This is a genomic window from Sterolibacterium denitrificans (genome assembly GCF_900174485.1).
Taxonomy (GTDB): Bacteria; Pseudomonadota; Gammaproteobacteria; order Burkholderiales; family Rhodocyclaceae; genus Sterolibacterium; species Sterolibacterium denitrificans.
In genome coordinates, this window is the sequence record NZ_LT837803.1 from 2,112,975 (window position 1) to 2,138,996 (window position 26,022).

Genomic DNA, 26,022 nt, shown 5'->3' on the forward strand with positions numbered 1-26,022 from the left:
GCGCGCAGATGAACGGCACCACTTTCCAGAATATCGAAGCCGCCTTCGGCAAGTTCTGGTTCAAGCACGTCGACCATGCGACCCGGCGTCGCCTGTGGCTCAAGCTGGCCAAGCTGATCGGCAACGGCGTGCAGATCCTCCAGGCCGTCGACTCGATCAAGGACCGGCGCATCGCCGCCGGCGGCAAGGGCGAACCGGAAAGCATCGCGCTGGAAGCCTGGTCGACTGCCATGCGCAACGGCGCGCGTCTCTCCAAGGCCATGGAAGACTGGGTCACCACCGAGGAGATGATGCTGATCTCGGCCGGGGAACAGTCGGGCACGCTCGAAACCGCGCTGCTTTCCGCCGCCCGCGTCATGGACGCGCGCCGGCGCATCACCGGCGCCGTCTATGCGGGTCTCGCCTATCCCTTCGTTCTGGTACTGATGGCGATCGGCGTGCTGTTCCTGTTCGGCTTCAAGATCGTTCCGGCCTTCACCGCCGTACTCCATGGCGCCGAATGGCGCGGCATGGCAAAAATCATGATCGTCATCAGCAATCTCGCTCATGATTGGCTATGGCTCATCCTGCCGCTCATTGCCGCGCTGGTCGCGGTGTTTTTCATCACCTTGCCGCGCTTCGACGGGCCGTTGCGCATCCGGCTCGACCGCTACCCTCCCTACAGCATCTATCGCGTCATGCAGGGCAGCACCTGGCTGATTGCCCTGTCCGCCATGGTCGAAGCCGGGCTGCGCATCGAAGTCGCGCTCGAGCAGCTCGCCGAAAATGCCGGGCCGTGGCTGCAGCGGCGCATCACCACCTGTCTGGCCGGCATGCGTTCCGGCCACAACATGGGCGATGCCTTGCTGCGCGCCGGCTATGAATTTCCGGATCGGGAAATCATCGAGGATCTTGGCGTGTATTCTTCGCTCTCGGGATTCGAAGAAGCACTCTCCATGCTCGGACGGGAATGGCTGGACGAATCGATCATACAGATCGAATCCCGCATGAAAATAATCTTCGGCGTCTCACTGCTCATGGTCGGGTTGCTCATCGCTTTCCTGGTCACTGGCATGATCGCCATGGAACTACAGATGTCCGAAGTGATGCAGCAAATGACAGCGCAGTAACTTTCTTCATTGGGATCGACTTTCCCTTGTTTTACTCAACACACAACAGGAGCACCTTCATGAGCAAGCAACTGAAAACGGGCATGGCTGGAATCAGGCAACAACTCGGCATGACCCTGATGGAAATCATCGCCGCGCTGGCAATCATTGCCGCGGTCATCGTCGGCGCGCTATCGCTGTTCAACAGCGCCCAGTCGAGCAATCAGGCCGTGACCATGCTCAAGGACATCATCGCCATCCGCTCGGCGGTACAACAGCTCTACCTCGGTCAGGGTGGTTATGCCAACGCCGCAGGCGCCATCAATACCCAATTGAACGACGCCAGGAAGGCCCCATCCGACCTGATCTGGCAGGCGGGTACTACCAACTTCCGCACACCCTGGGGCGGTACACTGGACGTGGGTGCTACGGCAAACAACGCGCCCAACTTCACCATCACCCTGACGGCAGTTCCGCCGGAAATCTGTTCACAACTGGTCACCAATGCCTCGACTGGCTGGTCGCAGACTACTGTCGGTGGCACAGTCGTAGGCTCGATCGTTGGCAATGCAACGCCCTATCCAGTAACACCGGCCCGTGCCAACAACGCATGCGGCACGGCAGCGGCGGGTGTAAACGTCGTGTTCACCACAGCCAACTAACCCAGGCGACAAGCCCGAATCGAGTAAATCGAGTCCCGGCCTGAGGGTTGCGTGCGGCCCTCAGGCCGGCTTGGGAATGGTCTGCCAGTTTCTGCTTGCTTCCAGTCATTTCCAAGCCGAATCGAACAAGGCCGGATCATTGCTGGCCCCGGCATTGCCCAATCCAGCGGACATCATCTACCCATGGCCAAGTTGAGCGAGCTCGAATTCTTTGCCATCTACCTCGGTGAGGCAGAGAACTTCTTTGCCGGGATACCGCAAACCATCGACCCTCACCCCGCGCCGCCGGAATATGCCGAAGCACTGGCACAACTGCGCGCGAAATGCGAAGCCATCTTCGAATCGACGCAGCGCAACGAATTCACCGTGCGCGACGACGGCATCTCCTACCGGGTCTCGATGCTGGTCAGCATCACCGAAACCATTTACGTCCTGCGCCGCTTTCCGCCCAAGGTGCCGGACATCCATACCCTGGGCATCCATCCACGCCACGTCGAACGCCTGATGACGCCCAACATCACCGGCCTGGTCGTGGTGGCCGGCGCCTTCGGCCAGGGCAAGACCACCACGGCCTCCTGCCTGATGACCGCGCGCCTGGCCAAATATGGCGGCGTGGGCATCACCGTCGAGGATCCGCCGGAAATGCCGCTGGAAGGCCATCATGGCCACGGCATCTGCTATCAGACCTGGGTCGAACAGGGCGGCTTCGGCAACGAAATCCGCAAGGCGGCGCGCTGGTCGCCTTCCATCATTTTTCTCGGTGAAATCCGCGACGGCGAATCGGCGGCCGAAGCCCTGCGCGCCTCGATCAACGGCCGCCTGGTGATCTGCACGACGCATGCCGGCAACGTCACCATGGCCATCGAACGCATCTATTCCCTGGCCAATGCCGCCGCCGGCAACTCGGAAGACGTCGCCAACCTGCTCGCCAACGGCCTGACCGCGGTACTGCATCAACGCCTCGAAGCCGATGCCAGCGGCGCCAAGCGCCCCAAAATCCAGTTTCTCTGGATCGGCGAAAACGACGGCCGCGAACATGGCAAGGGCGTGCGCAACACCATCCGCCAGCGGCGCTTTGACCAAATCGAAAATGATGTCATGCTGCAACTCAACCAGATGATCATGATGAAAGGCAAACTCGGCTGATGTATCCGCTGGCGTTGGTCACTCTCGGTGCAGCACTCGTCGCCCTCTGGCTGGCCTGGATCCAGCCGGACGACATGCAGCGCTTCAGCGATACGCGCGCAACCGCCCATGCCGCCAATTTCTGGGCCTATCGCCAGGCCCTGGTGGCCTACCAGAATGCGCATTTCCAGGATGCCAACGGCTACATCGACTACGGCGCCCTGTCCGGCAACCAACCGCCCGGCTCCCCGGCCAATGCGCTGGCGGGCCTGCTCCCCCCCGGCTTCGTCATGATGCAGTCCGCCACCAACACCGAGTGCACGCACAACAGCAATCCCCGCGAACTCTGGTCCCACTGGTTTGCCGGCGGCCGGCTGTATACCTTCAGTTGCCTGCCGGTCGAAGCGCTGCCCGGCGGCATCGTCACCGCCATCGCCAACGACCACGGGCGCAGCCTGATGATCGGCATCCGTCAAGGCGACCGGATCAAGACCCTCTACGAACTCAACATTCCGCCCTACACGGTCACCGGCACTTTCTTTCCGGATTTTCCGCCACAAATTCCTGAAGGCGCCTTTGTTGTCATCGGCAATTGAGCAAATGCCCACGATCCAGAATATGCCGCCACGCAAACCGTCGCCGCCATACAAGAGCAGGCGCGGCCAGACGGGGTTCGCCCTGCTGGAAATCCTGATTTCCGTGGTTCTGCTCGGCTTCATCATCACGGGCGCGGCGTTCATGGTCGACAATCATCTGGAAAAGGTCCGCACGGCAGCCACGGCCCAGCAGATGCAGATCTTCGCCAAGGCGACGCAGGCCTTCATCAAGGACAACTACGCCTATCTGACCACGGGCGGCAATGGCATCGTGCCGGCCACGAGCACGGTACCTTCGGTCATTACGGTAGACATCCTGAAAAACACGCCCAATCCGGAAAGCGGCCAGTCGTCCGCAACACGCTACCTACCCACCGGCTTCCAGGAAAAAAACGGCTACCAGCAAACCCTCTGCGCGCTGATCTTGCGGCCCAATCCCACTGCCAACGAGCTGTATGCCCTGGTCGTTACCGAAGGCGGAGAGTCCATCAACGACGTCGATCTGAGCCTGCTTGCCGCCTCGCTGGGCGCGGCCGGTGGCGGCATCTATGCAAAGAATCCCAGCCGCGCCAAGGGCACCCTGGGCAAATGGGAGTTCGATCTGAATACGGATCCCGTCGGCCGGAATTTCAGGAATGTCCAGACCAGTTGCACAGGCAATCCCGTCAATCTCACGCCCGGCCACCCCCTGATGGCACTGTGGTTTTCCGAAGACCCCGCGTCGGCTTTTCTCCACCGCAACGAAGTGGCGGGACACCCTGAACTCAACACCATGCAAACGGATGTGCGCTTCAAGGATGACTTCATCGATGAATTCGACCAGAACAATCCCGTATTCTTTGGTGGCGCCACGGCCCAGTTGATCATCGAACGGGTCGTGGGCGAAGAGTGCAACAAGTATCCGACGGCGGGTTCGCCCGTCAATCCCCAGACGGGAAAAAAGGAAGTTCCGCTGGGCACCATGGCACGCACGGAAGACGGCGAAGTCCTGTTCTGCCAGGAGGATGCCGTCAGGAAAAAGAACTACTGGGTCAGAAATATTTCGGCGGGGCGATGGGAGTTTGAGTTGATCAGACCGCAAAGCCTGGGCCTGAACCGCAAAAAATTCGTCGGCATGGGCTATCTCGTCGATAAGGATCACTTCAGCGGTACCCTGCACTGCTCCCCCAATGAAAATAGCGCATTTGTCTGCGGCAGCGCGGGCAACGTCGATTGCCGGCCGGAGTCTTTCTCGAAAGCCTTCCTCTGGAATGGAGAGGCCATCCTGTCTACGACCTGGATTCCTCCGACGAATCCGCTGAATCCTGTCCAATGGACGCCCAAATGGCAACAGGAACAACAGCAGATAAGATGCACCTGGTACTACGCCCGAGGCGCGGATTGCTCTGTTGGTTCCGGCCCATCCTGCTACACGGATCAACATCGGGTTGATGTCGTCAATCTGAAAGTAGAAAATCCAATACGCAGGAAGTGGTAACGTACAACGTAACGTATCGCCATCGACCGCAACAGAACAAAGGAAGCTCAGCCAAGATGCGCCAGAACCATCGTTCCAATCAAACAGGGATCGCACTGCTGGAAGTGCTGGTCTCCCTGTTCCTGCTTGGCATCATCATCACGGGTGCGGTTTCCATGGTCGACAATCATCTGGAAAAAACCCGCACGGCGGCCACCGTCCAGCAGATGCAGATCTTTGCCAAGGGCGTGAAGGATTTCGTCAAGGACAACTACACTCACCTGGTCAAGGGTGGCGGCACGCTGATACCGGCCAGCGCCACCCAGCCCGCGGTACTGACGGTAGCCACGCTGCAGAACACGCCCAACCCCATCACCGGCCAAGTCTCGGCCACCCGCTACCTGCCCATCGGCTTTCAGGACAAGAACAGTTACCAGCAGACCCTCTGCGCGCTGGTGCTGCAGCCCAAGCCCAACGAACTCTATACCCTGATCGTGACGGAAAGCCTCGATGCAGGCGCGAAAGCCATCAATGACATCGACCTGAGCCTGCTGGCGGCATCATTGGGCGCGGCGGGTGGCGGGATCTATGCAAAGGATGAAAACCTCGCCAAAGGCACCCTGGGCAAATGGGAGTTCAACCTGACGACGGATCAGGTTGGCAGATATTTCAAGAATGCGCAGACCAATTGCGCCGGCCAGGCCAGGCCGATCAAGCTTGAAAAAGGCCACCCCCTGATGGCGCTATGGTTTGCCGAAGATACCTCCTCGGCCTTCCTGTACCGCGATGAAGTACCGGGACATCCCGAGCTCAACACCATGCAGACGGATCTCAAGTTCAAGGACGACGTTTTCGACAAGACGAATCCGAACAATCCGAAGTTCGTCAGCGGCGGCGCTTCGCTACAGTTGCAGCTCGTACGCAAAATCGGCGAGAAATGCGACGATACGCCCACGGCAGGCTCCCCGACAAACTCACTGACCGGGAAAAAGGAAGTGCCCGTAGGCACCCTGGCCCGCACGGCAAAGGGCGACATCATCGCCTGTCAGAACATGGGTACGGAACGCATCTGGACCGGCCCCATCACCATCAGCCGCTGGAAATTCAAACTGACAAGGCCCGCCGGCCGGGAAGGCCAGGCGACCGAATGGTTCAGGGGCACGGGCTATTTCATCGACAGCAACCATTTCAGCGGCCTGCTGCATTGCGATCCGGATGTCAGCAACGATTTCGCCTGCGGCAGCGCCGGCAACATCGATTGCAGCATCGCCCCGAATCAGCCGGACTGCGCCTGGTACTACGGCAGGGGATACGTCAAAACCGAAACGGTCGTCATCACCGTCTATGAACCTTGGGACATCTTCAAACTTTTCCCGCAGAACTATACGATCAGCACACCCGTCACCAAAAAGCACATGGTGGATGTCGTCAATCTGCAAGTGGTCGATACGCCGCAACTGGACGAACCCAAGCAGATCTGGTGAGGTGCATGGACGCGATGCAGCACCGCTGCATCGTAGCATCGCCACATCGACGGCGGCGCATCGTGAAATCCGCTTACTCGTTCACTCGCCCTGCGCCAGCAATGGCTTGAGCACCACCAGCTTCAGGTGCTCCTGCCCGACGGGAGACAGGGTGAATTGCCGATAGCTGACCAGCCCGCGCCGGGGATGCCTGAAGCTACGCTCTCCGCCCTGCCGCTCCAGCACGTCGTGCAGTTTCCAGTAGCGGGCAAATTCCGATTCCGGGCTGCTCTGCTGCAATTCCGCGATCAGCCGCTGCAAGCCGGGTTCTTCCAGACGGCCGCGGCAATCGGCGCGAAACTCGGCGCAAATCCGCCGGGCGCGGGATTCCCAATCGACCACCAGTTGCCTGGCCTGCGGATCGAGAAAAACGAAGCGCAGCAAATTCGGCAGGGGAAGCGCGCCGGGCGTGACCTGATCCAGCCAGCCGGTGAATAACGCCGCCGCCAGCGGATTCCAGGCCAGCACGTCCCAATAACGCCCCAGAATGTAGGCCGGCATGCGGAACTCAGCGAGCAGCTCGATCAAGGCCTCCGGCGCGCTGTCATTCTCATCCGCGCGCTCCACTCCATGCGGATCGCTGCGCCCGGCCATGTCGAACAGGTAGCTGCGTTCCGGCCCGGTCAGGCGCAAGGCCTGGGCGAGGCGTTCCAGCACTTCGTGCGAAACCTGCACGTCGCGTCCCTGCTCGATCCAGGTGTACCAGGTCGGGCTGATGCCCGCCAGTTGCGCCACTTCCTCGCGCCGCAAACCGGGCGTGCGGCGCCGGCTGCCCGCTGGAAACCCGAAAGCTTCCGGCGCGCAGCGCTGCCGCAGCGCGCACAAAAACTCACCCAGTTCCTTGCGCCGCGTATCCATGTATTTTCTCCATGATCACGTTTCCTGTTAGTCAATATACCAGTATAAATACTAGTCTTGTTCCGGTATCCTGACGGTAATAACATCCGTAACACTGCTGCCGGAAAGCAAACCAACGCAAGCAAGCTGCGGCCGCCAGTGTCGTGTTGCACGCTGATTGATATATAAAGAATCACACATTTGTCGTCCCCGCGCAGGCGGGGACCCAGGTACGTACTGGATTCCCGCCTGCGCGGGAATGACGAAGCCGATATTCATATATTCCGTCAGGAATGCAGCATTGCACTAGATACAACAGATACCTGCCTTCAACCACAACCCACCCGTTCCAGACCCCTGAATGCGAACGGGCCTGCACAGAAGAGGAGCCCGCCATGGCCGGCAAAACCCTTTATGACAAGCTCTGGGATGCCCACGTCGTGCACACCGAAGACGATGGCACCAGCCTGCTCTACATCGACCGCCATCTGATCCACGAAGTCACCAGCCCGCAGGCTTTCGAAGGCCTGCGCCTGAGCGGCCGCAAACCCTGGCGCAATCATTCCATCGTCGCCAATCCCGACCACAACACGCCCACCGACCACTGGGAGCGCGGCATCGAAGATCCCGTCGCCCGCCTGCAGGTGGACACGCTGGACAGCAACATCAAGGAATTCGGCGCCCTCATCTACTTCCCGTTCAAGCACCGGAATCAGGGCATCCTCCACGTCGTCGGCCCGGAAAATGGCGCCACCCTACCTGGCATGACCATCGTCTGCGGCGACAGCCATACCTCCACCCACGGCGCGTTTGCCGCGCTGGCCCACGGCATCGGCACCTCCGAAGTCGAGCACGTGATGGCCACGCAAACCCTGGTGGCGAAGAAATCCAAAAGCATGCTGGTCAAGGTCGACGGCAAGCTGGGGCGCGGCGTGACCGCCAAGGATGTGGCCCTGGCCATCATCGGCAGGATCGGCACCGCCGGCGGCACGGGCTATGTCATCGAATACGGCGGCGAAGTGATCCGCAGCCTCTCGCTCGAAGGACGCATGACCATCTGCAACATGACCATCGAAGGTGGCGCGCGCGCCGGCATCGTGGCGGCGGATGAAAAAACCATTGCCTACATGAAGGACAAGCCTTTCGCGCCCAAGGGAGCGGACTGGGACAAGGCCGTCGCCCACTGGCAGACCCTGCACAGCGATGCCGACGCGCAATTCGACGCCGTGGTGGAGCTGAATGGCGCGGAGATCATGCCGCAAGTCACCTGGGGCACTTCGCCCGAGCAGGTGCTGCCGGTCAGCGGCAAAGTGCCGAACCCGGCCAGCGAAGCCGATCCGGTGAAGCGCGCCGGCATCGAGCGCGCCCTGCAATACATGGGCCTGACCGCCGATACGCCGATCGAGGCGATCCAGATCGACAAGGTGTTCATCGGCTCGTGCACCAACTCGCGCATCGAGGATTTGCGCGCCGCAGCCAGGATCGTCAGGGATCAGGGCGGCAAAATCGCCAGCAACATCACCCAGGCGCTGGTCGTGCCCGGCTCCGGCCAGGTCAAACGCCAGGCCGAAGCCGAAGGCCTGGACCGGATTTTCATCGACGCCGGTTTTGAGTGGCGCGAGCCGGGCTGCTCGATGTGCCTGGCGATGAACAACGACCGCCTGAAGCCGGGCGAGCGCTGCGCCTCGACCTCCAACCGCAACTTCGAAGGTCGCCAGGGCCCGGGCGGGCGCACCCATCTGGTGAGTCCGGAAATGGCGGCTGCGGCCGCGCTTGCCGGTCATTTCGTCGATGTCCGCAACCAGATTCAAGGAGAGACACTGTGAAAGCCTTCAAACACACGAACGGCCTGGTCGCGCCGCTGGATCGCGCCAACGTCGATACCGACGCCATCATCCCCAAGCAGTTTCTGAAATCCATCAAGCGCTCCGGTTTCGGCCCGTATCTGTTCGACGAATGGCGCTATCTGGACTACGGCGATGTCGGCATGGATTGCAGCAAGCGGCCATTGAACCCGGATTTCAGCCTCAACCAGCCGCGCTACCAGGGCGCGCAGGTACTGCTCGCCCGCGACAACTTCGGTTGCGGCTCCAGCCGCGAACACGCGCCCTGGGCGATCGAGGATTACGGTTTCCAGGTGATCATCGCACCGTCGTTTGCCGACATCTTCTTCAACAACTGCTTCAAGAACGGCCTGCTGCCCATCGTCGCCCCGAGCGAAATCGTCGACAAGCTGTTCCAGGAATGCGCCGCCAACGAAGGCTACAGGCTGGAAGTGGATCTGCCCAGCCAGACGGTGAAAAGTCCGCTCGGCTGGTCCTTCCAGTTCGACATCACGCCGCACCGCAAGCACTGCCTGTTGAACGGCCTGGATGAAATCGGCCTGACCTTGCAGCATGCCGACAAGATTCGCGCTTTCGAGGAAAAACACCAGGCTGCCCAGCCCTGGCTGTTTGCCTGACTCAAAAACTCACAAACTTACAGACAAGGATCGACATGAAAATCGCAGTTCTGCCGGGCGACGGCATCGGCCCGGAAATCATCACGCAGGCCTTGCGCGTGCTCGATGTCTTCAAGAGCGAAGGCATGAAAATCGAAATCGAGGAAGCCCTCCTCGGCGGCGGCGCGGTGGATGCCACCGGCTCGCCCTACCCTGAAGCCACGCAGAAAATCGCCCGCGCGGCCGACGCCGTGCTGCTCGGCGCCGTCGGCGGCCCGCAGTGGGACAACCTGCCCCGCCCGCAACGCCCGGAGCGCGGCCTGCTGGGCATCCGCAAGGATCTCAACCTGTTCGCCAACCTGCGCCCGGCCGTGCTGTATGCGGAACTGGCCAACGCCTCGTCGCTGAAACCCGAGATCGTCGCCGGTCTGGACATCATGATCGTGCGCGAGCTCACCGGCGACATCTACTTCGGCGAACCGCGCGGCATCACGACGGAAAACGGCAAGCGCGTGGGCCGCAACACCATGATCTACGACGAGGACGAAATCCGCCGCATCGGTCGCGTGGCCTTCCAGGCCGCCCAGCGCCGCAACAAAAAGCTGTGCTCGGTCGACAAGATGAACGTGCTGGAAACCACCCAGTTGTGGCGCGACGTGATGAACGAGCTGGCGCCGGAATATCCGGACGTCGAACTCAGCCACATGCTGGTCGACAACGCCGCCATGCAGCTGGTGCGCAATCCCAAGCAGTTCGACGTGATGGTCACCGGCAACATCTTCGGCGACATCCTTTCCGACGAAGCCTCGATGCTCACCGGCTCGATCGGCATGCTGCCCTCGGCCTCGCTGGACGAGAACAACAAGGGCATGTACGAGCCTTGCCACGGCTCGGCGCCGGACATCGCCGGCAAGAACCTCGCCAATCCGCTGGCCACCATCCTCTCGGCGGCGATGATGCTGCGCTACAGCTTCAATGACGAAGCCTCAGCCACGCGCATCGAGACGGCGGTGAAGAAAGTGCTCGCCGCCGGCTATCGCACCGGCGACATTTTCGAGCCGGGCACCCAGAAGGTCTCCTGCTCGGAGATGGGAGATCAAGTCGTGGCAGCGCTGGCGGCACTGTAAGTTACGGCGCAGTGTATGGCTCCATGATCCCATGGCCATGACTGCGTAACGGCAAACCGGGCCGTCCCTGGCTTCTGCTTCGGGCGGCCCGGTTTCATTCGGCTTCAGATGAATTCCGGCTCGGTAAATTCCAGCTCGGTATCAGGCCCATCCAGAATTTCGTCTGCGGACTCTCGAGGCGCCTGTTGCTCCTGTTCATTCTGTTGCTCTTGTTCCCCTTGTTCCGTTCCCGGCACATCCTCATCCTCACCCACGGCCTGTTCAACGTCTGCCTCAACTTCCGCCTCATTCGCAGGCGTTTCTCCGGCCTCGGTTTCTCCAGCCTCGTTTTCATCCAGACTCCCGCTCGGCGCCGGCAATTCATCCGCAGCCGGCTCGGGAGGCGCGCTTTCATCAGCCCCATCCATCTCCATCTGAATGAAAATTCGCGGCTTTTGTTCGGTTTGTTCGGTTTGTTCGGTTTGTTCGGTTTGTTCGGTTTGTTCGGTTTGTTCGGTTTGTTCGGTTTGATCGCGCAGGCGACCCGCTTGCGCGTCACGCGCCATCGCCTGCTGCAGCAATTTGGCGATCTCCAGATTCTGCGCCGCCCGCGCAATGTCCAGCGCCGTCTGCTGCTGGCGATCGAGCAGGCTCGCATCGGCATGCCGTGCCAGCAGCAAACTGACGGCCTCCAGGTGGCCATTGCGGCTGGCAATCATCAAGGCCGTGGCGCCGTTGGCTGCCCGGGCATCGACCGCCGCGCCGTGATCGAGCAGGAAACGCATCACCGCAACGTGGCCGTTGAAAGCCGCATAGGCCAGCGGCGTCCAGCCGCCACCGGGCGGATCGATCCGGGCACCGGCAGCCACCAGTTTTTCGACGATGCCCGGATGCCCGTTGAGCGCAGCCAGCATCAGCGCCGTATCGCCATACTTGTTTCGTTTCGACAGGTTGGCGCGATTTTGCAGCAGATAATCGAGGATTTCCTCCTCGCCATTGCGGGCAGCCAGCATCAACAGCGTATTGCCGGCACGGTCCGAGGTATTGACATCCATGCCGCGCTGCAGCAACTGCATGACCTCGGCCACGTCGCTCTGCTCCATGGCCTGCAGCAGGTCGTCATAAACGCCTGCCTGGACCGTCGCCGACATCAGTAACAGCGTAACGCAGCCCGCCGACAAAGCCTGCCGCAAGGCCGAAGCGAAGCTCATGCCTCGCCTCGCCTGGCGCCGGCAAACAAACGGAAGAAATTCTCCGTCGTCGCCGCCGCAATCGTTTCCACGCTGGTATCGCGCAAGCGGGCCAACTCCTCGGCCACATGCACCACATACGCCGGCTCGTTGAGCTCGCCGCGATGCGGCACCGGTGCCAGATAGGGCGCATCCGTCTCGATCAGCAGGCGCTCCTGCGGCACCATCCGGGCGACCTCCTTCAGCGCCTTGGCGTTCTTGAAGGTGACGATGCCCGAAAACGAGATGTGGAAACCCAGCGCCAGCGCTTCCTCGGCCACCGCCTGCGACTCGGTGAAACAGTGCATCACCCCGCCCACCGCCTCAGCGCCCTCCTCGCGCATCAGGCGCAGGGTGTCCTCGGCAGCCGCGCGGGTGTGGATGATCAGCGGCTTGCCGGCTGCGCGCGCCGCGCGGATATGGGTACGAAAACGCTCGCGCTGCCATTCCAGATCGCCCTGCAGGCGGTAGTAGTCCAGCCCGGTCTCGCCGATCGCCACCACCTTGGGATCGCGCGCCAGCTCGACCAGCGTCGCCACCGTTGGCTCGCATGCCGGCTCGGCGGTTTCCGTATCCGGATGCACGCCGACCGCCGCGAACAGGTTGTCCCGGCGCCGCACCAATTCCAGCAAGGCGGGAAAGCGTTCCAGCGTAACGCCCGCGCACAGGGCATGGCCGACCCGGTTACCCGCCATATGCGCCATGATCTGCTCGAATTGCGCTGCCAGTTCGGGGAAATCCAGGTGGCAATGCGAGTCTACAAAAACAGGATTCACTTTAATGATAATTCCCAATAGTATGTTTTAATTGCTGTTCTAATTAGAAAGAATAGTCAGCAATGTACGTCCCACAGGGACTACCTTTGGCCATCCCACGGGGACTTTCTTTGGTCGTCATTCCCGCGAAAGCGGGAATCCAGTATGTCAATGGATCCCCGCTTTCGCGGGGATGACGGCCTCTTCGCATGAAATTATTCCGGACAGTAGTACGCTTTCGCGGGAATGACGAGAACCTATGTGTAGTTCTGCTGACGTTCATTGCTAATCAGGATTGTTGTATGTTTCAATTGTTTTTTACTGACAGAGACCGTAGATAGCGGGCCGCCATGTCCTCGAGGAACAACTGCGTATTCAGCGGATGACGGGCGACCGCCCGGATGCGCCGCAAATCCCTGTCGCAGCCCAGCAAGGCCGTTGCATTGCTGCGTTTCGTCAGCGCCTCCAGCCTGTCGCGCCAGGCCGGCTCCAGGTGATAACGCAGGCTGCCCGCCAGCGCCACCTGCGTCAGATCCATCACCCATTTCTGCACGATATCAACCAGTTGCGGCAAATCGAACGTGCTGTCCGCCTTGAGCAGTTCGCCCCATTTCGCCGCCATGGACACCGGATCCACCGGGCCATCCTGCGTAAGCAGTAACGGCTCCAGCGCCTTGCGATAGTTCGTCAGCACCGCCTGCTGCGCCCAATCACGCGCCAGCAGGGGCGCGCCGCCGGTAAGCTGCAGCAGGCTCCCGACGTCCTCGACCCCTTCGGCTTGCAACCAGCTTGCCGCCAGCGCCGGGGTCGGGCGGCCAAAAACCACGATGCGGCAGCGGCTGCGTATCGTAGGCAAGAGCTTGCGCCAGGAGTCGGAAACCAATATGAAACATATGGATGCTGGAGGTTCTTCAAGTATCTTCAGAAGTGCATTCGCTGCTGCCGGATTCATGGCCTCAGCCGGATTCAGAATAACGACGCGCCGTCCGTGGCGGTGGCTGCCAATGAAAACAAAGTCAGCCAGGCCGCGAATCTGGTCGATGCGTATCGGCCCGGATGCCACCCGCGCAGTCTTGGGCTTCGCCTTCTTCGCGCCGCTTGCCGCAGATGCCTCCTGCTCCCCCTCGTCCATGCCGGCTTCCTCCGCCGCCTCGGGCTGCACCAGACGAAAATCCGGATGATTGCCCGTCGCCAGCCAGTTGCAGGAACTGCAGCAGCCACAGGCCAGCGCGCCCGCCTCGCCCTGGGCAAGCGGCGCCTCGCAGAGCAGGCGTGCCGCCATGGCCATGGCGAACGCCTGCTTGCCCAGCCCGGCCGGCCCGGCCAGCAGCAGCGCATGCGGCAGCTTGTCCGGCGCGGACATGAGCTGCTCCCAAAGCTTGGTCTGCCACGGAAAAATGTTCATGAACAAATAGTTGAAACGGTTTTCTCAAGTGTTTTCGTGATTTCATCGAGCGGCAAGGCCGCGTCGATGCGAACGATCCGCCGGGGAAACTGCCCGGCCCGCTGCAAATAGGCTTGGCGCACGCGCTCGAAGAATTCGCCCTGCTCCTGCTCGAAACGATCCAGCGCATGGCCTGTCGCCGCCAGGCGCGCGCGGGAAATCTCGACCGGCACATCGAAAAGCAAGGTCAGATCCGGCTGAAACCCGCCCTGCACCCAGGTTTCCAGCGTCTCCAGCCGCGCCGGTGGCAGGCCGCGCCCGCCCCCCTGATAAGCGAAACTGGCATCGGTGAAGCGGTCGGAAACCACCCAGTCGCCGCGTTCCAGCGCGGGCAGAATCACCTTGTCGAGATGCTCGCGACGGGCGGCAAACATCAGCAGCGCCTCGGTTTCCAGATGCATGGGCTGACTCAGCAGCAGACCGCGCAGCGTCTCACCCAGCGGCGTGCCGCCGGGCTCGCGGGTGGCCACCACCTGCTTGCCGCACGCCCGCAGGTGGTCGATCAGCCAGGCATGGTGGGTGCTCTTGCCCGCTCCGTCGACCCCTTCCAGGGTAATGAACTTGCCTCTCACCGCCGGTTTTCCCTTTCCTTGCGTCTTTGGTACTGCGTCACGGCCCGGTTGTGCTCGCCGAGATTGCGCGAAAACGCGCTGGAGCCATCGCCACGCGCGACGAAATACAGCTTGTCGCTGTGCGCCGGCTGCAGGGCCGCCTGCAAGGCCGCCTGCCCCGGCATGGCAATCGGCGTCGGCGGCAGGCCGGGACGCCGATAGGTATTGTACGGGGTATCCGTCTGCAGATCGCGCTTGCGCAGGTTGCCGTCGAACTTCTCGCCCATGCCGTAGATGACGGTCGGATCGGTCTGCAAGGCCATGCCGATACGCAGGCGATTCACGAAAACGGAAGCCACCAGCGGACGATCCTCGGCCAGTCCCGTCTCCTTTTCGACGATGGACGCCAGGATCAGCGCTTCGTAAGGCGTTTTCAGCGGCAAACCGGGCGCGCGCGCTTCCCAGGCCTGGGCCAGCCGCTGCTGCATCGCCCGGTAGGCGCGCCTGAGCAGTTCGGCATCGCTCGACCGCTTGGTAAATAGATAGGTATCGGGAAAGAACAGGCCTTCGGGATGTTTTTCCTCCGCGCCGATCAGCGCCAGAATTTCCGCATCGCTCAGTCCAGCCGTATCGTGCCGCAGTTCCGGGTGCGCATCGAGGATCGCGCGCAACTGGCGGAAGGTCATGCCCTCGACGAACAGCAGCGCTCCCTGGCTGACATCGCCCCGGGTCAGCTTGTCGAGCAGTTGCCAGGGCGTAACGCCGGCCTCGACCTCGTAACTGCCGGCCTGAATCGCTCCGGCCTTGCCCAGCAGACGCGCCAGCACGGTGAATTGCCAGGGCGAGAAGCCCATGCCCTCATCCACCAGCCGCTGCGACACGGCACGCAGGCCGTACCCGGCGGGAATCGTGAAATCCAGCGGTTTTTCCGCGCCGACCGGATTATTCAGAACAACCGGCGTCAGCGCGAACCAGACCAGCCAACCGGCGGCAAGACTGGCCAGCAGCAGCGCCGCAAAAACAAGGCGTTTGAGAAATCGCATGAAGTTCAGGCAGGATGCGGGTTTTCAAAAGCGGAGGCGGTCGCGGAAGCACTGCGCCTCATGCCATCGCCCGCAGGCGGTCGGGATATAATGAGCCGTTGATTTTAGCGGAGAAACCCCAGCATGAACCCGCAATGGCAAGACTTCCTGACGCAACAGGGCCTCGCTCCGGATCACCTGGATTTCGGCCAGCCCCTGGCCGAGTTGCAAAGCGCCCAATCCGCTTCCATCCTGGTGCCGCTGACCGATCTCGGGCTGATCCGGGCCAGCGGCGCGGATGCGGCTTCCTTCCTCCACAACCTGCTGACCAACGACATCGAAGCCCTGGCCGCCAACGGCGCCAATCGCAGCGGCCTGTGCACCCCAAAAGGGCGGCTGCTGGCCACTTTCCTGGCCTGGCGCGACGAGGACGACCTGCTGCTGGCGCTGGCCGACGACCTGCATGCCGGCATCCTGAAGAAACTCTCGATGTACGTGCTGCGCGCCAAGGTGAAGCTCTCCGATGCCAGCGACGAACGGATCATCCTCGGTCTGGCCGGCCCCCAGGCCGAGCAGGCCCTGGCCGCGCTTGCGCCCTTGCCGGCGACGAACATGCAGACCAACCGCTTCGAACAGGGCCGCATCATCCGCATCGGCGAGCAACGCTACTGGCTGGTTGCCGAAGCTGCTGCGGCGCCGGCGCTCTGGCAGCAACTGGCCGGCCATGCGCGGCCGGCCGGCCTGAATGCCTGGCGCTGGCTGGAAATCGCCGCCGGCATTCCGCAGATCAGCGCCGCCACCCGGGAGGAGTTCACCCCGCAAATGGTCAACTATGAATTGATCGGCGGCGTCAGCTTCAAGAAAGGCTGCTACCCCGGCCAGGAAATCGTCGCTCGCACCCAGTATCTCGGCAAGGTCAAGCGCCGCATGTACCGCGCCCACGTCGCCAACGCGACCGGCGCCATGCCGGCTGCGGGAACCCCCGTCTTCGCCGCGGATGACGGCAATCCCGCTCCCCAGCTCTGCGGCATGGTGGTCAACGCCGCCGCCTCGCCGCAGGGCGGACACGATGTCCTCGCCGTCCTCCAGAGCGCCAGCGCCGATGCCGGCCAGTTGCATCTGGGCAGCGGCGACGGTCCGCTGCTCGTCACCGCCCCGCTGCCCTACGCGCTGGGCTGAAGCCGCCTCCGTCTAGAACACACAGAATGGGAACGCCATGTGCCTGATCCTCCTGGCCTGGCAGGCACATCCGGAATACCCGCTGATCGTTGCGGCCAATCGCGACGAATTCTTCGATCGGCCGACCGCCAGCGCGCAATTCTGGCCGGGAAACCCGGCACTGCTGGCCGGCCGCGATCTGCTCGCCGGCGGCACCTGGCTGGGCATCACCCGCAACGGGCGTTTTGCCGCCCTGACCAACTACCGGGAAGTCAAGGAGCGGCCCAGCCCGCCGCCGGCGCTGTCGCGCGGCCGGCTGGTCAGCGATTTTCTCCAGGACAGCGGCAGCGCGCCCGCCTATCTGGCCGCCCTGGCCGCGCACGCCGATGATTATCAAGCCTTCAACCTGATCTGCGGCAGCCTGGCCGACGGCCTCTGGTACTACTCGAATCGCGATCAAAACGGCGGCTTTTCCGCCGTCAAGCCCGCCAAGGCGCTGGGCCCCGGCATCTACGGCCTCAGCAACAACCTGCTCGATACGCCCTGGCCCAAGGTCGCCCAAGGCAAATCGGCGCTGGCGCGAGCGCTCGCCACCCTGCCGCGGGAAGCGCCGCTCTTCGAGTTACTGCGTGACGATCACACCCATGCTGACGACCAGCTGCCACGCACCGGCATCAGCCTCGAATGGGAACGCGCACTCTCCGCCGCCTTCATCCGCGCGCCGCATTACGGCACGCGCAGCTCGACCGTGCTGCTTTGCGATCGCCGGCAGGTCATCAGCTTCGACGAACAGAGTTATCGGCCGGATGGTGCTACGGGTACGGCGGAAACGGCGGGCATGCCGCCTGCGGTCAGTCAGCGCAGCCGCTTCCGTTTCAGGCTGGACACGGACGCCTGCTGAAACTTACAACCCACGCCGCATCAACACGTGCGGCGAGCCGGTCTCCATGAACGGCTCGCCCTCGGCGACAAAGCCGAAACGCCGGTAAAACGCCTGGGCATCCGCCCGCGCGTGCAGGCGCACCTGCCGCATCCCCGCCTGGCTCGCCTGCTCCAGCAGACGCCGCAACAGACTGCCGCCCACGCCCTGCCCGCGCCAGGCCGGCAGAACGGCGATGCGGCCCATGCGTCCACTGCCTCCGCTGCGATCCTTACCTCGACCGGCAGCCTCATCAGCCAGCAACCGTCCCGTGCCGATGGCATTCCCTGCCGCATCCACGGCCACCACGTGGCGGCAAAGCGGATCGGAATCGAATTCATCCCACTCCAGCGCCGGCGCGATCCCTTTCTCGCCGATGAACACCCGTTCCCGCACCACCCGCGCACCGGCCCGCAGCGCCGGCCAATCACCGCCGACGACGCGATATTCGGCAATCTCCACCGGGGTATAGAGCGGCACCCGATCGAACAGCTCAATGATGTCGCGGTTGCGCATGCGCACGCAGCCGATCGAGCCCGGCACACCCATCGGCGCATCATCCGGACAGCCGTGCAGGTAAATGTAGCGGCGCATGGTATCGATGCTGCCCAGCCGGTTCCGCCCTGGCTCGCAGCCGGACAGCCAGAGTATGCGCGCCAGGATCCAGTCGCGGCCAGGCGCTTGCGCCGCCAATTCCGGCGTCCACAGCTCCCCGGTCGGACGGCGCCGCACGAACACCGTATTCGGCGCGCAACCTGCGCCGATCCTGGCGCGGATCAAATGCCTGCCGCGCGGCGTGCAATGGCTGCCGGAAAGTTCGCCGGCGCCATTCCGGGCCGTTGATACGGCGTAACGCCGCAGTAACAGGCCGCTATCGTCGAAAAGCTCCAGCGTCTGCGCGGGCAGGCTGATGAAAATTTCCATCTCAGACCACCTCTGTCCGCTGCCGCCGCGCAGCAAAAAACGACGACAACAAGCTGCCGCACTCCGCCGCCAGCACCCCGCCGACCACTTCGGCATGATGGTTGAGCCGCCCTTCCGCGAACAGATCGACCACACTGCCGCAAGCGCCGGTCTTGGGGTCGCGCGCGCCATAAACGATTTTCGCCAGACGCGCGTGCATCATGGCGCCGGCGCACATCACGCAAGGCTCCAGCGTGACGTACAGCGTGCAGCCCGGCAGGCGATAATTGCCCAGCGCCTCAGCCGCAGCCCGCAGCGCCATGATTTCGGCATGGGCCGTCGGATCATGGCGACCGATCGGCTGGTTATAGCCGCGCCCGACGATCCGTCCGCCGGGATCGACCACCACCGCCCCGACGGGCACCTCGTCGCAACCGGCTGCCGCATGCGCCAGCTCCAGCGCAAGCTGCATCATGCGGGTATCGGTTTCCAAGATTCCCATCATCGATTCATCGTCCATGTATCATTCCCGGAAAGCGCTTTCGCTGCCGCTTATCCTTGTTGTATGCAGCCAGCCATACGCGTGCGCAACGGGTAAAACAACATCAAATATGGCCAAAAAATATCCAGCCAAACCGAGCCTGCATATTGGTATTGACAAGCAACGCATATCGACGTAGAATGGAGCCGTGACGTGAGTCACGTTCAATCAACAACCACTTTAGCTAAGGGGTACATCATGTCCAAATATATCACCGCACTGACCCTGGCCGTCACCACGCTGATGGTTACTGCCTGTGGCGTCAACGGTACTTATGCTTTCACCATGGCTTTTGGCAAGTAAAAAAGCCGCGGGAATTTTCCCGCAGTGATGCAGTACCGAACAAATGCGGAGCCGCGGCTCCGCATTTGTTTTTTCCGGCTCGGCTTTCCAGCTTGTTTCTTCCGGCTTTGCTTTCCAGCCCTGCACTCGACCTGAAACGGTGAAAACTGCGCGGCAATTCCGGACGCCGCCGGCCTGGCCGCTGCTTTCCGGCGGTCTTTACTTCAGCATCTCGATATTCGCCTTGCTGCGCAGCCCCTCGATCAGCTTGCGCGTCTGCTGGGCAACCAGCCGCTGCCGCAGGCGTGCCTTCATCGCATCGTAAGCCGGCACCTGCAGATCGCGCACGTCCTCCAGCTTCAGCACATGCCAGCCGGCGCGACTGCGCAGCGGCAGCGTCGTATACAAGCCCTTCTGCAAACTGGCCGCAGCCTGACCGAGCGGCGGAATCACCGCGTTTCGGGCAAACCAGGCAAGCTGCCCGCCCTTTTCGCGGGTCGCCGCATCCTGCGACTTCTCCTTGGCCAGTTTGGCAAAATCCGCGCCCTTGACCAGCAGGGCGATGACCTCCTTGGCCTCTGCCTCCGTCTTCAGCAGGATGTGGCGGGCGCTGTATTCCTTCTCGCCCACGGCCGCCCGGAACTTCTCGTACTCGGCCTTCAGCCTCTCTTCCGTCACCGGATTGCGCCGCAGGTGATCGCGGATCAACTGCGTGGCCAGCAGCTCCTTCTGGCGATTCTCCATGCGTTCGGCAAATCCCGCCTGGCGGTCGATACCCTGCCGCTGCGCCTCCTGGGCGAGCAGCTCATTGGTGACCAAGGCATCGAGCACGGCCTGCGGATCCGCCTTCCGGCCCGCATCCGCAACATCCTTGACGATCAAATCGACCCGGCTGCGCTTGATTGCCTGCCCATTCACCATCGCCGCCGTATCACTGGCCGCCTGTGCCGGAATCGGAGCCGTCAGCAGGATGGCCAGCGCCAGCGCGGAAAACAGCGGGGAAATACTGGAAAACGATTCTTTCGCAAAACGAGGCATCGCATTTGTCCTGTGTGTTTTCAAAAACGCAGGGCACCCATGAATCCATGAGTGCCCTGCGTGTCCTTCGTACCGGATGATTTACACCGGATACCCGTCTACCTGCCGATCAGAACGGAATCCTGACCTTCACCGAAGCCGTCTGGTTGGTGTACTTGGAGCGGCCTTCGGCATCGTAACGCGCCGTGACTTCGTAGGACTTGTCCTTCTTCATCACCAGACCGAGGCCGCCGCGCACCAGCCACTTCGACGGATCGATGCCCTGGGTGGCGAAGGCCGAACCGCCGCCGACGAAGGCCGAAGTAATCGAAGTCCGATCCGCCAGCGCATCGTAGCCCAGACCCAGGTTCGCCACGAAGCTCGTACCGCTGCCCAGATCACGGCTCAGCTTGCCATCCACGGACAGCACCAGTTCATCCACATTGAAACCATTCACCGTCAGATTCAGCAGGCCGGCGCCGGTTTCGGTGTAGCCCTTGGTGCGCAGATAGCTGTAATCGGCGCGGAAGGACGGCGTGAGGGTAGTGCTGGCATCCAGCACATAGTTGCGGCCGATACCGCCACCGACATGGCCGCTCCAGGCGTTGAAACTGCCCTTGGCCACGGCGGGTGTCGGCACCAGGAGGCTGCGGCCCACGTCATTCTTGTGATGGCCGAAGTCCACCTGGAAGTTCACATCCGTCCGCTCATCCAGGCTATGGCTGCCGTAGAACGCCAGCTGATAGCTATCCACATCGCCCCACTGGCGGATCACCGATTTGGCATCCACATCGCTGTTGGCGTAGGTGAAGGCCGCGCCGACGCGGGTTGCGTTGGAAACCACCGCATCCGCGCCGAAGGCCAGGCCATACGACTTGGCGCGATAGCCATCGACACCGCCGCGCTGCTTCTGATCCGCACGTGAGCCGAAGGGCTTGAACCAGAAGTTGCCGTCCCCGTAGAACTGCTCACCCGAAGACAGGCCGCGATTGCCCTCCTGGCGTGCCTGGATGATGCGATTCACATCCTGCATCACGCCCTGCGTCGCCTGGGTGATATGCGAGGAAATCAGCGGCGTCAGCGACTGCGCGGCCCGGGCCAGCTCTTCCACCGAGTTCAGGCCGTACAGCACATCGATCAACTCATCCATCGGGCCGCTGCCATCCTCGCCCCCACCGTACGCATTATTCAGCTCATCGAGCGTGGAACCGATACCGGCAATGGAAGCATTACCCTGGGAATCGAGCACCTCGTTAAAGGTACGCTCGTCGTCGATATAGATGTCGATGTTGTGGTGCGCATCGACCTCGCCACGGTAAGTGAACAACGGCGTACCGATCACCTTGACGGTATCGCCCTCCGCGGCGTTGCCGCTCGCAAGCAGCAACCCGCCTTCAGCGCTGGGCGCATTCACCACGTTGTTGAGCTTGTCGCCCTTATCGAGCGTATTGATCGGCTTGACGCGCACGGCGATGGTGTCGCTCTCGCTCAGGTCTGCCGTACCACGGACGTCCAGGGTGCCGTACCCGTCTTCTCCGGAGGCGGATACCACGCCGATCTCCAGCACCCCGCCCTTCTGCTGGGTGTAGTCGCTGTTGATGTAGCCGTGGGCACCGGCGGGAATCGAAACGAGCCCGGCGTTATTGACCGTCACATCCTCACCGACATACAGGTTGCCCTTCAGCACACCGCCTGCGAGGTTGTTGATCGTACCGCTGCCGCCATCGACATACAGCGAATAGCCGTTGGCCGGATTATCCGCAGTACCGGTGATGGTGCCGGAGTTGGTCAATGTGCCGTTCAGTTCACCGGCGTAGACGCCATAGGCATAGGCTTCGGCGTCCTCGCCACTGGCCGTCGCCGTTGCGCTGATCGTGCCGCTGTTGGTCAGCGCTGCGTCTTCGCCCATGTAACCAATACGCACGCCGTAAGCCTCGGCATAGGCATTCTCACCATCGGCCGTGGCCGTCGCGCTGATATTGCTGCTGTTGGTCAAGGTGCCGTACATATCTTCACCAACGACGACGCCGGCGGCATAGGCTTCGGCGTCCTCGCCACTGGCCGTCGCCGTTGCACCGATCGTGCCGCTGTTGGTCAGTAATGCGTCTTCGCCCATGTAACCAATACGCACGCCGTAAGCTGCGGCATAGGCCTCGTCGTCGCCCGTGGCCGTCGCCGTGGCGGTGATCGTGCTGCTGTTGGTCAGCGCTGCGTCTTCGCCCATGTAGCCAATACGCACGCCGTAAGCCTCGGCATAGGCATCCTCGCCATCGGCCGTGGCCGTCGCGGTGATCGTGCCGCTGTTGGCCAACGTGCCGTACAGATCTTCACCAACGATGACGCCGAAAGCATAGGCTTCGGCATCCTCGCCACTGGCCGTCGACGTTGCCGTTGCACTGATCGTGCCGCTATTGGTCAACGTGCTGTACAGATCTTCGCCAACGATGACGCCGGAAGCATAGGCCTCGGCATCCTCGCCACTGGCCGTCGACGTTGCCGTTGCACTGATCGTGCCGCTGTTGGTCAACGTGCCGTACAGATCTTCGCCAACGATGACGCCGGAAGCATAGGCCTCGGCATCCTCGCCACTGGCAGTGGCCGTCGCCGTGGCGCTGATCGTGCCGGTGTTGGTCAACGTGCCATACAGATCTTCACCAACGATGACACCAGCGGCATAGGCTTCGGCATCCTCTCCACTGGCAGTGGCCGTCGCCGTGGCGGTGATCGTGCCGCTGTTGGTCAGCGATGCATCTTCGCCCATGTAGCCAATACGCAGGCCATAGGCAATGGCATAGGCATCCTCGCCATCGGCCGTTGCCGTAGCGGTGATCGTGCCACTATTGGTCAAATCGGCGAACTGCCCGCCGATCGTGATGCCGTAGGCTGCGGCATCAGCGTCCTCACCATTGGCCGTTGCCGTCGCGGTGATCGTTTTGCTGTTGGTCAGATCGGCGAAATTCCCGCCGATCATGATGCCGTAGGCAACGGCATAGGCATCCTCGCCAGTGGCCGTCGCCGCTGCGGCGATCGTGCCGCTATTGGTCAGATCGGCGTAATTCCCGCCGATCGTGATGCCGTAGGCAGCGGCATAGGCATCCTCGCCCGTAGCCGTCGCCGTGGCGGTGATCGTTTTGCTGTTGGTCAGATCGGCGAAATTCCCGCCGATCATGATGCCGTAGGCAACGGCATAGGCATCCTCGCCAGTGGCCGTCGCCGCTGCGGCGATCGTGCCGCTATTGGTCAGACCGGCGTAATTCCCGCCGATCGTGATGCCGTAGGCAGCGGCATAGGCATGGTCCTCGCCCGTAGCCGTCGCCGTGGCGGCGATCGTGCCGCTGTTGGTCAGCTCGGCAGAGTTCCCGCCGATCATGATGCCGTAGGCAACGGCATAGGCATCCTCCTCGCCAGTCGCCGTGGATGCAACTTCGATATTGCCGCTGTTGTCGAGCGCGCCATTCAGGGTAGAGATGGAAATACCGTAGGCATAAGCATAGGCGTAAGCATACGCAGACGCATCGGCCGTGGCGCTGACAAGGATATCGCCCTGGTTATCCAGCGAACTCAACCCGCCGAAACTGATCCCCTCAGCACGGGCAAACGCAGTTACGTTGGACGCCGCGTACGAAGCCTCTGTCAAGGTCGCCGTCGCCTGAACGTCGATCAGCCCGGTGTTGATCAAGGGAACAGACAAGCCGCCGCCACCGCCACCGATCCCCAAGGCATTGGCACCGGCATAGTAAGCGTCTTCCCCTGCCGCTGTGGCATTGGCGTAAGCCTCTATCGTGCCGTTATTGGTCAGCCCGGCCCCCCCCGCCTGAGCCATTAGTGTAACAAGGCCATCTTCACCAGCAACCACGATGCCGGCCGCATCGGCCCAAGCCAATTCGGTGCCCTCCGCCGTGGCCTGCGCATGGATCAGATCGTTGTTGACCAGGGTGCCGGACAGACTGCCCGCGCTATCCTCGCCACCACCGAGGAAAACGGCAAAGGCGCCGGATCGGGCATAGTCAGCCATGGCATGGGCGTCCGCCGTGATGCTGCCGTCATTGGTCAACTCGCCGCCTGCCGCAATCCCGCCTTCGAACTGAACGCCACGAGCGATGGCAACGGCATATCCATCCCCACCCTCGGCATTTGCCACGGCCGAGATGGTACCGCTGTTGGTCAGCGAACCGGAGAGGATGCCGGTGGGGTTTTCGGCGCTTGAATAGCCGCCGTCATAAGTGTAACTCTTGATCTCAGGATTGTTGGTTGCCAGTATGCCGTAGGCAGCAGCATAGGCATTGTCCATGCTGGTGGCGGTCGCGCTGGCGGCGATGCTGCCCGTATTGCTCAACGAGCCGGAGAGATTACCTTCGAGATCGATGCCATAGGCAGCCGCGCTGGCAGAGGAGCCTCCCGTGGCTTGCGCATTCGCCGAGATGGTGCCGGTATTGCTCAGCGAGCCGGCCAGGTCGCCGCCAGCAAACACGGTGTGGCTAGTGAATGTTTCCGCATACGTCGCCTCAGCGCCCTCGGAGCGCAGGCCGACCAGACTGACGCCATGGGCATACGCCATGACATCTTCGCCAGATGCCGTGGCATGCACGTCGATGGTGCCGCTGTTGGTCAGCACGCCGGTATCGGTCAGGTTGCCGGCAACGATGCCGTTGGCCTGAACGACAAACGGCGCCGTGCCCGCATCTTCGCCGCCATCAAGATCGGAAGAGGCGATGGCGCTGATCATATTGCCGTTGGTCAGGCTGCTCGACAGGTCGCCCAATGCGCCTTCAGGGGCGTCAGCGTCGGCGATGAGAATGGCCGTCGCGTCCACGCTGTTTGCATAGTGATCCGTTACCAGCGCACTGATGGTTCCCGTATTGTTCAGGCCCAGCGGCGCTGCCAGGCCATGGGTGAACCTGATCCCCAGCGCATCGGCGGCTATCCCGGGATCCTGGCTCAACTCCACGGGCGTGGTATTGGCCAGAACGAAGCCGGCGTTGTTCAGGCTGGCATCCGTCGCGATGATGCCGAGCGCATGCGCAAGATCCTGATGAATGATGGAACCGCTGCCTGTTATCTGAGCGGCCACGTTATCGTAGCACTGCGTAACGCTCACGGCACTGCTCAACGGGGTCGTACCGCTGCAAACAGCCGCCGCCATGCCGGGCGCGCCCATCAGCAGCGCGGCCACGGCGGCGGCAATGGTCTTGCGGGTGGTTGAGGGCTTGCCCCGGCTCTTGGTCTTTTCACTGGCAACGACGAAGCAGTTACGCACCTCGTTCCAGATGATGCGATGGTTCTTGTTCATGGATTCCCCTTGTTTTATATGGTGTTGTAGCAATGCGATGGAACAATTTGAGGCTGCAAAACCGACGCCGCGACGCTG

At 62.2% G+C, this 26,022-nt stretch carries 21 protein-coding genes and 1 pseudogene; 11 read left to right on the forward strand and 11 right to left on the reverse strand.

Annotated features, from left to right (window positions below):
- The first annotated feature begins 8 nt into the window (after nt 1–8).
- From SDENCHOL_RS09550 to pilV (SDENCHOL_RS09575), 6 genes are all read left to right on the forward strand, one after another.
- Nucleotides 9–1,109 (forward strand): type II secretion system F family protein, encoded by a 1,101-nt coding sequence (locus tag SDENCHOL_RS09550; RefSeq protein ID WP_154717018.1) that lies wholly within the window; start codon nt 9–11, stop codon nt 1,107–1,109.
- Nucleotides 1,110–1,168: 59 nt separating this feature from the next.
- A complete protein-coding gene (locus SDENCHOL_RS09555) occupies nt 1,169–1,750 on the forward strand; it encodes a type 4 pilus major pilin (RefSeq protein WP_154717019.1) in 582 nt (193 codons plus the stop codon).
- Nucleotides 1,751–1,933: 183 nt separating this feature from the next.
- Nucleotides 1,934–2,896, forward strand: coding sequence for an ATPase, T2SS/T4P/T4SS family (locus tag SDENCHOL_RS09560; RefSeq protein ID WP_154717020.1), 963 nt, complete (start codon nt 1,934–1,936; stop codon nt 2,894–2,896).
- A complete protein-coding gene (locus tag SDENCHOL_RS09565; RefSeq protein ID WP_154717021.1) occupies nt 2,896–3,471 on the forward strand; it encodes a hypothetical protein in 576 nt (191 codons plus the stop codon). Before SDENCHOL_RS09560 ends, SDENCHOL_RS09565 begins: the two co-directional genes overlap by 1 nt.
- A gap of 4 nt (nt 3,472–3,475) precedes the next feature.
- Nucleotides 3,476–4,948 (forward strand): shufflon system plasmid conjugative transfer pilus tip adhesin PilV, encoded by a 1,473-nt coding sequence (gene pilV, locus SDENCHOL_RS09570; protein WP_154717022.1) that lies wholly within the window; start codon nt 3,476–3,478, stop codon nt 4,946–4,948.
- 56 nt (nt 4,949–5,004) lie between these two features.
- Complete coding sequence (gene pilV / locus SDENCHOL_RS09575; RefSeq protein WP_154717023.1) at nt 5,005–6,411, forward strand: shufflon system plasmid conjugative transfer pilus tip adhesin PilV; 1,407 nt, start codon at nt 5,005–5,007, stop codon at nt 6,409–6,411.
- An 81-nt stretch (nt 6,412–6,492) separates the two neighbouring features.
- Here the strand turns inward: pilV (SDENCHOL_RS09575) and SDENCHOL_RS09580 are convergent, their stop codons facing one another.
- On the reverse strand, nt 6,493–7,308 hold the full coding sequence (locus SDENCHOL_RS09580; RefSeq protein WP_154717024.1) for a helix-turn-helix transcriptional regulator: 816 nt from the start codon (nt 7,306–7,308) through the stop codon (nt 6,493–6,495).
- A 374-nt stretch (nt 7,309–7,682) separates the two neighbouring features.
- Between SDENCHOL_RS09580 and leuC the strand changes: the two genes are divergently transcribed.
- Genes leuC through leuB form a run of 3 tightly spaced genes read left to right on the forward strand, consistent with a single transcriptional unit; the run spans nt 7,683 to nt 10,854 of the window.
- Nucleotides 7,683–9,113, forward strand: a complete 1,431-nt coding sequence (gene leuC, locus SDENCHOL_RS09585; protein WP_154717025.1) for a 3-isopropylmalate dehydratase large subunit — start codon at nt 7,683–7,685, stop codon at nt 9,111–9,113.
- Nucleotides 9,110–9,748: a 3-isopropylmalate dehydratase small subunit gene (leuD, locus tag SDENCHOL_RS09590; RefSeq protein WP_154717026.1), complete on the forward strand. Its 639-nt coding sequence runs from the start codon at nt 9,110–9,112 to the stop codon at nt 9,746–9,748. The genes leuC and leuD overlap by 4 nt, the downstream gene beginning before the upstream one ends.
- Nucleotides 9,749–9,783: 35 nt before the next feature.
- A complete protein-coding gene (gene leuB, locus SDENCHOL_RS09595) occupies nt 9,784–10,854 on the forward strand; it encodes a 3-isopropylmalate dehydrogenase (protein ID WP_154717027.1) in 1,071 nt (356 codons plus the stop codon).
- Nucleotides 10,855–10,958: 104 nt separating this feature from the next.
- Here the strand turns inward: leuB and SDENCHOL_RS09600 are convergent, their stop codons facing one another.
- The 5 genes from SDENCHOL_RS09600 to mltG form a co-directional block, all read right to left on the reverse strand.
- Complete coding sequence (locus SDENCHOL_RS09600) at nt 10,959–12,044, reverse strand: ankyrin repeat domain-containing protein (protein ID WP_154717028.1); 1,086 nt, start codon at nt 12,042–12,044, stop codon at nt 10,959–10,961.
- On the reverse strand, nt 12,041–12,838 hold the full coding sequence (locus SDENCHOL_RS09605) for a TatD family hydrolase (RefSeq protein WP_420031040.1): 798 nt from the start codon (nt 12,836–12,838) through the stop codon (nt 12,041–12,043). Before SDENCHOL_RS09605 ends, SDENCHOL_RS09600 begins: the two co-directional genes overlap by 4 nt.
- Nucleotides 12,839–13,124: 286 nt before the next feature.
- Nucleotides 13,125–14,180 carry a DNA polymerase III subunit delta' gene (holB, locus tag SDENCHOL_RS09610; protein ID WP_172955052.1) on the reverse strand — a complete coding sequence of 352 codons (1,056 nt, stop codon included), beginning with the start codon at nt 14,178–14,180 and terminating at the stop codon, nt 13,125–13,127.
- 38 nt (nt 14,181–14,218) lie between these two features.
- Entirely contained in the window at nt 14,219–14,833 is a 615-nt protein-coding gene (gene tmk / locus SDENCHOL_RS09615) for a dTMP kinase (RefSeq protein ID WP_154717030.1), read from the reverse strand.
- Nucleotides 14,830–15,855 carry an endolytic transglycosylase MltG gene (mltG, locus tag SDENCHOL_RS09620; RefSeq protein WP_154717031.1) on the reverse strand — a complete coding sequence of 342 codons (1,026 nt, stop codon included), beginning with the start codon at nt 15,853–15,855 and terminating at the stop codon, nt 14,830–14,832. Before mltG ends, tmk begins: the two co-directional genes overlap by 4 nt.
- A gap of 123 nt (nt 15,856–15,978) precedes the next feature.
- On the opposite strand from mltG, the gene SDENCHOL_RS09625 reads away from it, so the two are divergent.
- Together SDENCHOL_RS09625 and SDENCHOL_RS09630 are read left to right on the forward strand one after the other, a co-directional pair.
- Nucleotides 15,979–17,013, forward strand: coding sequence for a YgfZ/GcvT domain-containing protein (locus SDENCHOL_RS09625; RefSeq protein ID WP_154717032.1), 1,035 nt, complete (start codon nt 15,979–15,981; stop codon nt 17,011–17,013).
- A 37-nt stretch (nt 17,014–17,050) separates the two neighbouring features.
- Nucleotides 17,051–17,893, forward strand: coding sequence for an NRDE family protein (locus SDENCHOL_RS09630; RefSeq protein ID WP_154717033.1), 843 nt, complete (start codon nt 17,051–17,053; stop codon nt 17,891–17,893).
- Between the two features lie 3 nt (nt 17,894–17,896).
- Here the strand turns inward: SDENCHOL_RS09630 and SDENCHOL_RS14230 are convergent, their stop codons facing one another.
- The 5 genes and pseudogenes from SDENCHOL_RS14230 to SDENCHOL_RS09650 form a co-directional block, all read right to left on the reverse strand.
- Complete coding sequence (locus SDENCHOL_RS14230) at nt 17,897–18,373, reverse strand: GNAT family N-acetyltransferase (RefSeq protein WP_231913030.1); 477 nt, start codon at nt 18,371–18,373, stop codon at nt 17,897–17,899.
- Nucleotides 18,359–18,835 (reverse strand): annotated as a pseudogene (locus tag SDENCHOL_RS14505) (L,D-transpeptidase family protein); the annotation flags it as partial. The pseudogene SDENCHOL_RS14505 and the gene SDENCHOL_RS14230, both read right to left, overlap by 15 nt.
- A gap of 1 nt (nt 18,836) precedes the next feature.
- Entirely contained in the window at nt 18,837–19,319 is a 483-nt protein-coding gene (tadA, locus tag SDENCHOL_RS09640; protein WP_269458638.1) for a tRNA adenosine(34) deaminase TadA, read from the reverse strand.
- 537 nt (nt 19,320–19,856) lie between these two features.
- Nucleotides 19,857–20,675, reverse strand: a complete 819-nt coding sequence (locus tag SDENCHOL_RS09645) for a peptidylprolyl isomerase (protein WP_154717035.1) — start codon at nt 20,673–20,675, stop codon at nt 19,857–19,859.
- A 109-nt stretch (nt 20,676–20,784) separates the two neighbouring features.
- Nucleotides 20,785–25,944 carry an autotransporter domain-containing protein gene (locus tag SDENCHOL_RS09650; protein ID WP_154717036.1) on the reverse strand — a complete coding sequence of 1,720 codons (5,160 nt, stop codon included), beginning with the start codon at nt 25,942–25,944 and terminating at the stop codon, nt 20,785–20,787.
- Between the last annotated feature and the right edge of the window lie 78 nt (nt 25,945–26,022).

Coding starts and splice junctions, on each gene's coding strand:
- SDENCHOL_RS09580 (WP_154717024.1), bottom strand. CDS start 7,308: ATGGATACGCGGCGCAAGGAACTGGGTGAGTTTTTGTGCGCGCTGCGG.
- mltG (WP_154717031.1), bottom strand. CDS start 15,855: ATGCGATTTCTCAAACGCCTTGTTTTTGCGGCGCTGCTGCTGGCCAGT.
- SDENCHOL_RS09600 (WP_154717028.1), bottom strand. CDS start 12,044: ATGAGCTTCGCTTCGGCCTTGCGGCAGGCTTTGTCGGCGGGCTGCGTT.
- SDENCHOL_RS09650 (WP_154717036.1), bottom strand. CDS start 25,944: ATGAACAAGAACCATCGCATCATCTGGAACGAGGTGCGTAACTGCTTC.
- tadA (WP_269458638.1), bottom strand. CDS start 19,319: ATGATGGGAATCTTGGAAACCGATACCCGCATGATGCAGCTTGCGCTG.
- SDENCHOL_RS09560 (WP_154717020.1), top strand. CDS start 1,934: ATGGCCAAGTTGAGCGAGCTCGAATTCTTTGCCATCTACCTCGGTGAG.
- SDENCHOL_RS09555 (WP_154717019.1), top strand. CDS start 1,169: ATGAGCAAGCAACTGAAAACGGGCATGGCTGGAATCAGGCAACAACTC.
- pilV (WP_154717022.1), top strand. CDS start 3,476: ATGCCCACGATCCAGAATATGCCGCCACGCAAACCGTCGCCGCCATAC.
- holB (WP_172955052.1), bottom strand. CDS start 14,180: ATGTCCGCGCCGGACAAGCTGCCGCATGCGCTGCTGCTGGCCGGGCCG.
- pilV (WP_154717023.1), top strand. CDS start 5,005: ATGCGCCAGAACCATCGTTCCAATCAAACAGGGATCGCACTGCTGGAA.
- SDENCHOL_RS09630 (WP_154717033.1), top strand. CDS start 17,051: ATGTGCCTGATCCTCCTGGCCTGGCAGGCACATCCGGAATACCCGCTG.
- leuB (WP_154717027.1), top strand. CDS start 9,784: ATGAAAATCGCAGTTCTGCCGGGCGACGGCATCGGCCCGGAAATCATC.
- SDENCHOL_RS09645 (WP_154717035.1), bottom strand. CDS start 20,675: ATGCCTCGTTTTGCGAAAGAATCGTTTTCCAGTATTTCCCCGCTGTTT.
- SDENCHOL_RS09625 (WP_154717032.1), top strand. CDS start 15,979: ATGAACCCGCAATGGCAAGACTTCCTGACGCAACAGGGCCTCGCTCCG.
- SDENCHOL_RS09550 (WP_154717018.1), top strand. CDS start 9: ATGAACGGCACCACTTTCCAGAATATCGAAGCCGCCTTCGGCAAGTTC.
- SDENCHOL_RS09565 (WP_154717021.1), top strand. CDS start 2,896: ATGTATCCGCTGGCGTTGGTCACTCTCGGTGCAGCACTCGTCGCCCTC.
- leuC (WP_154717025.1), top strand. CDS start 7,683: ATGGCCGGCAAAACCCTTTATGACAAGCTCTGGGATGCCCACGTCGTG.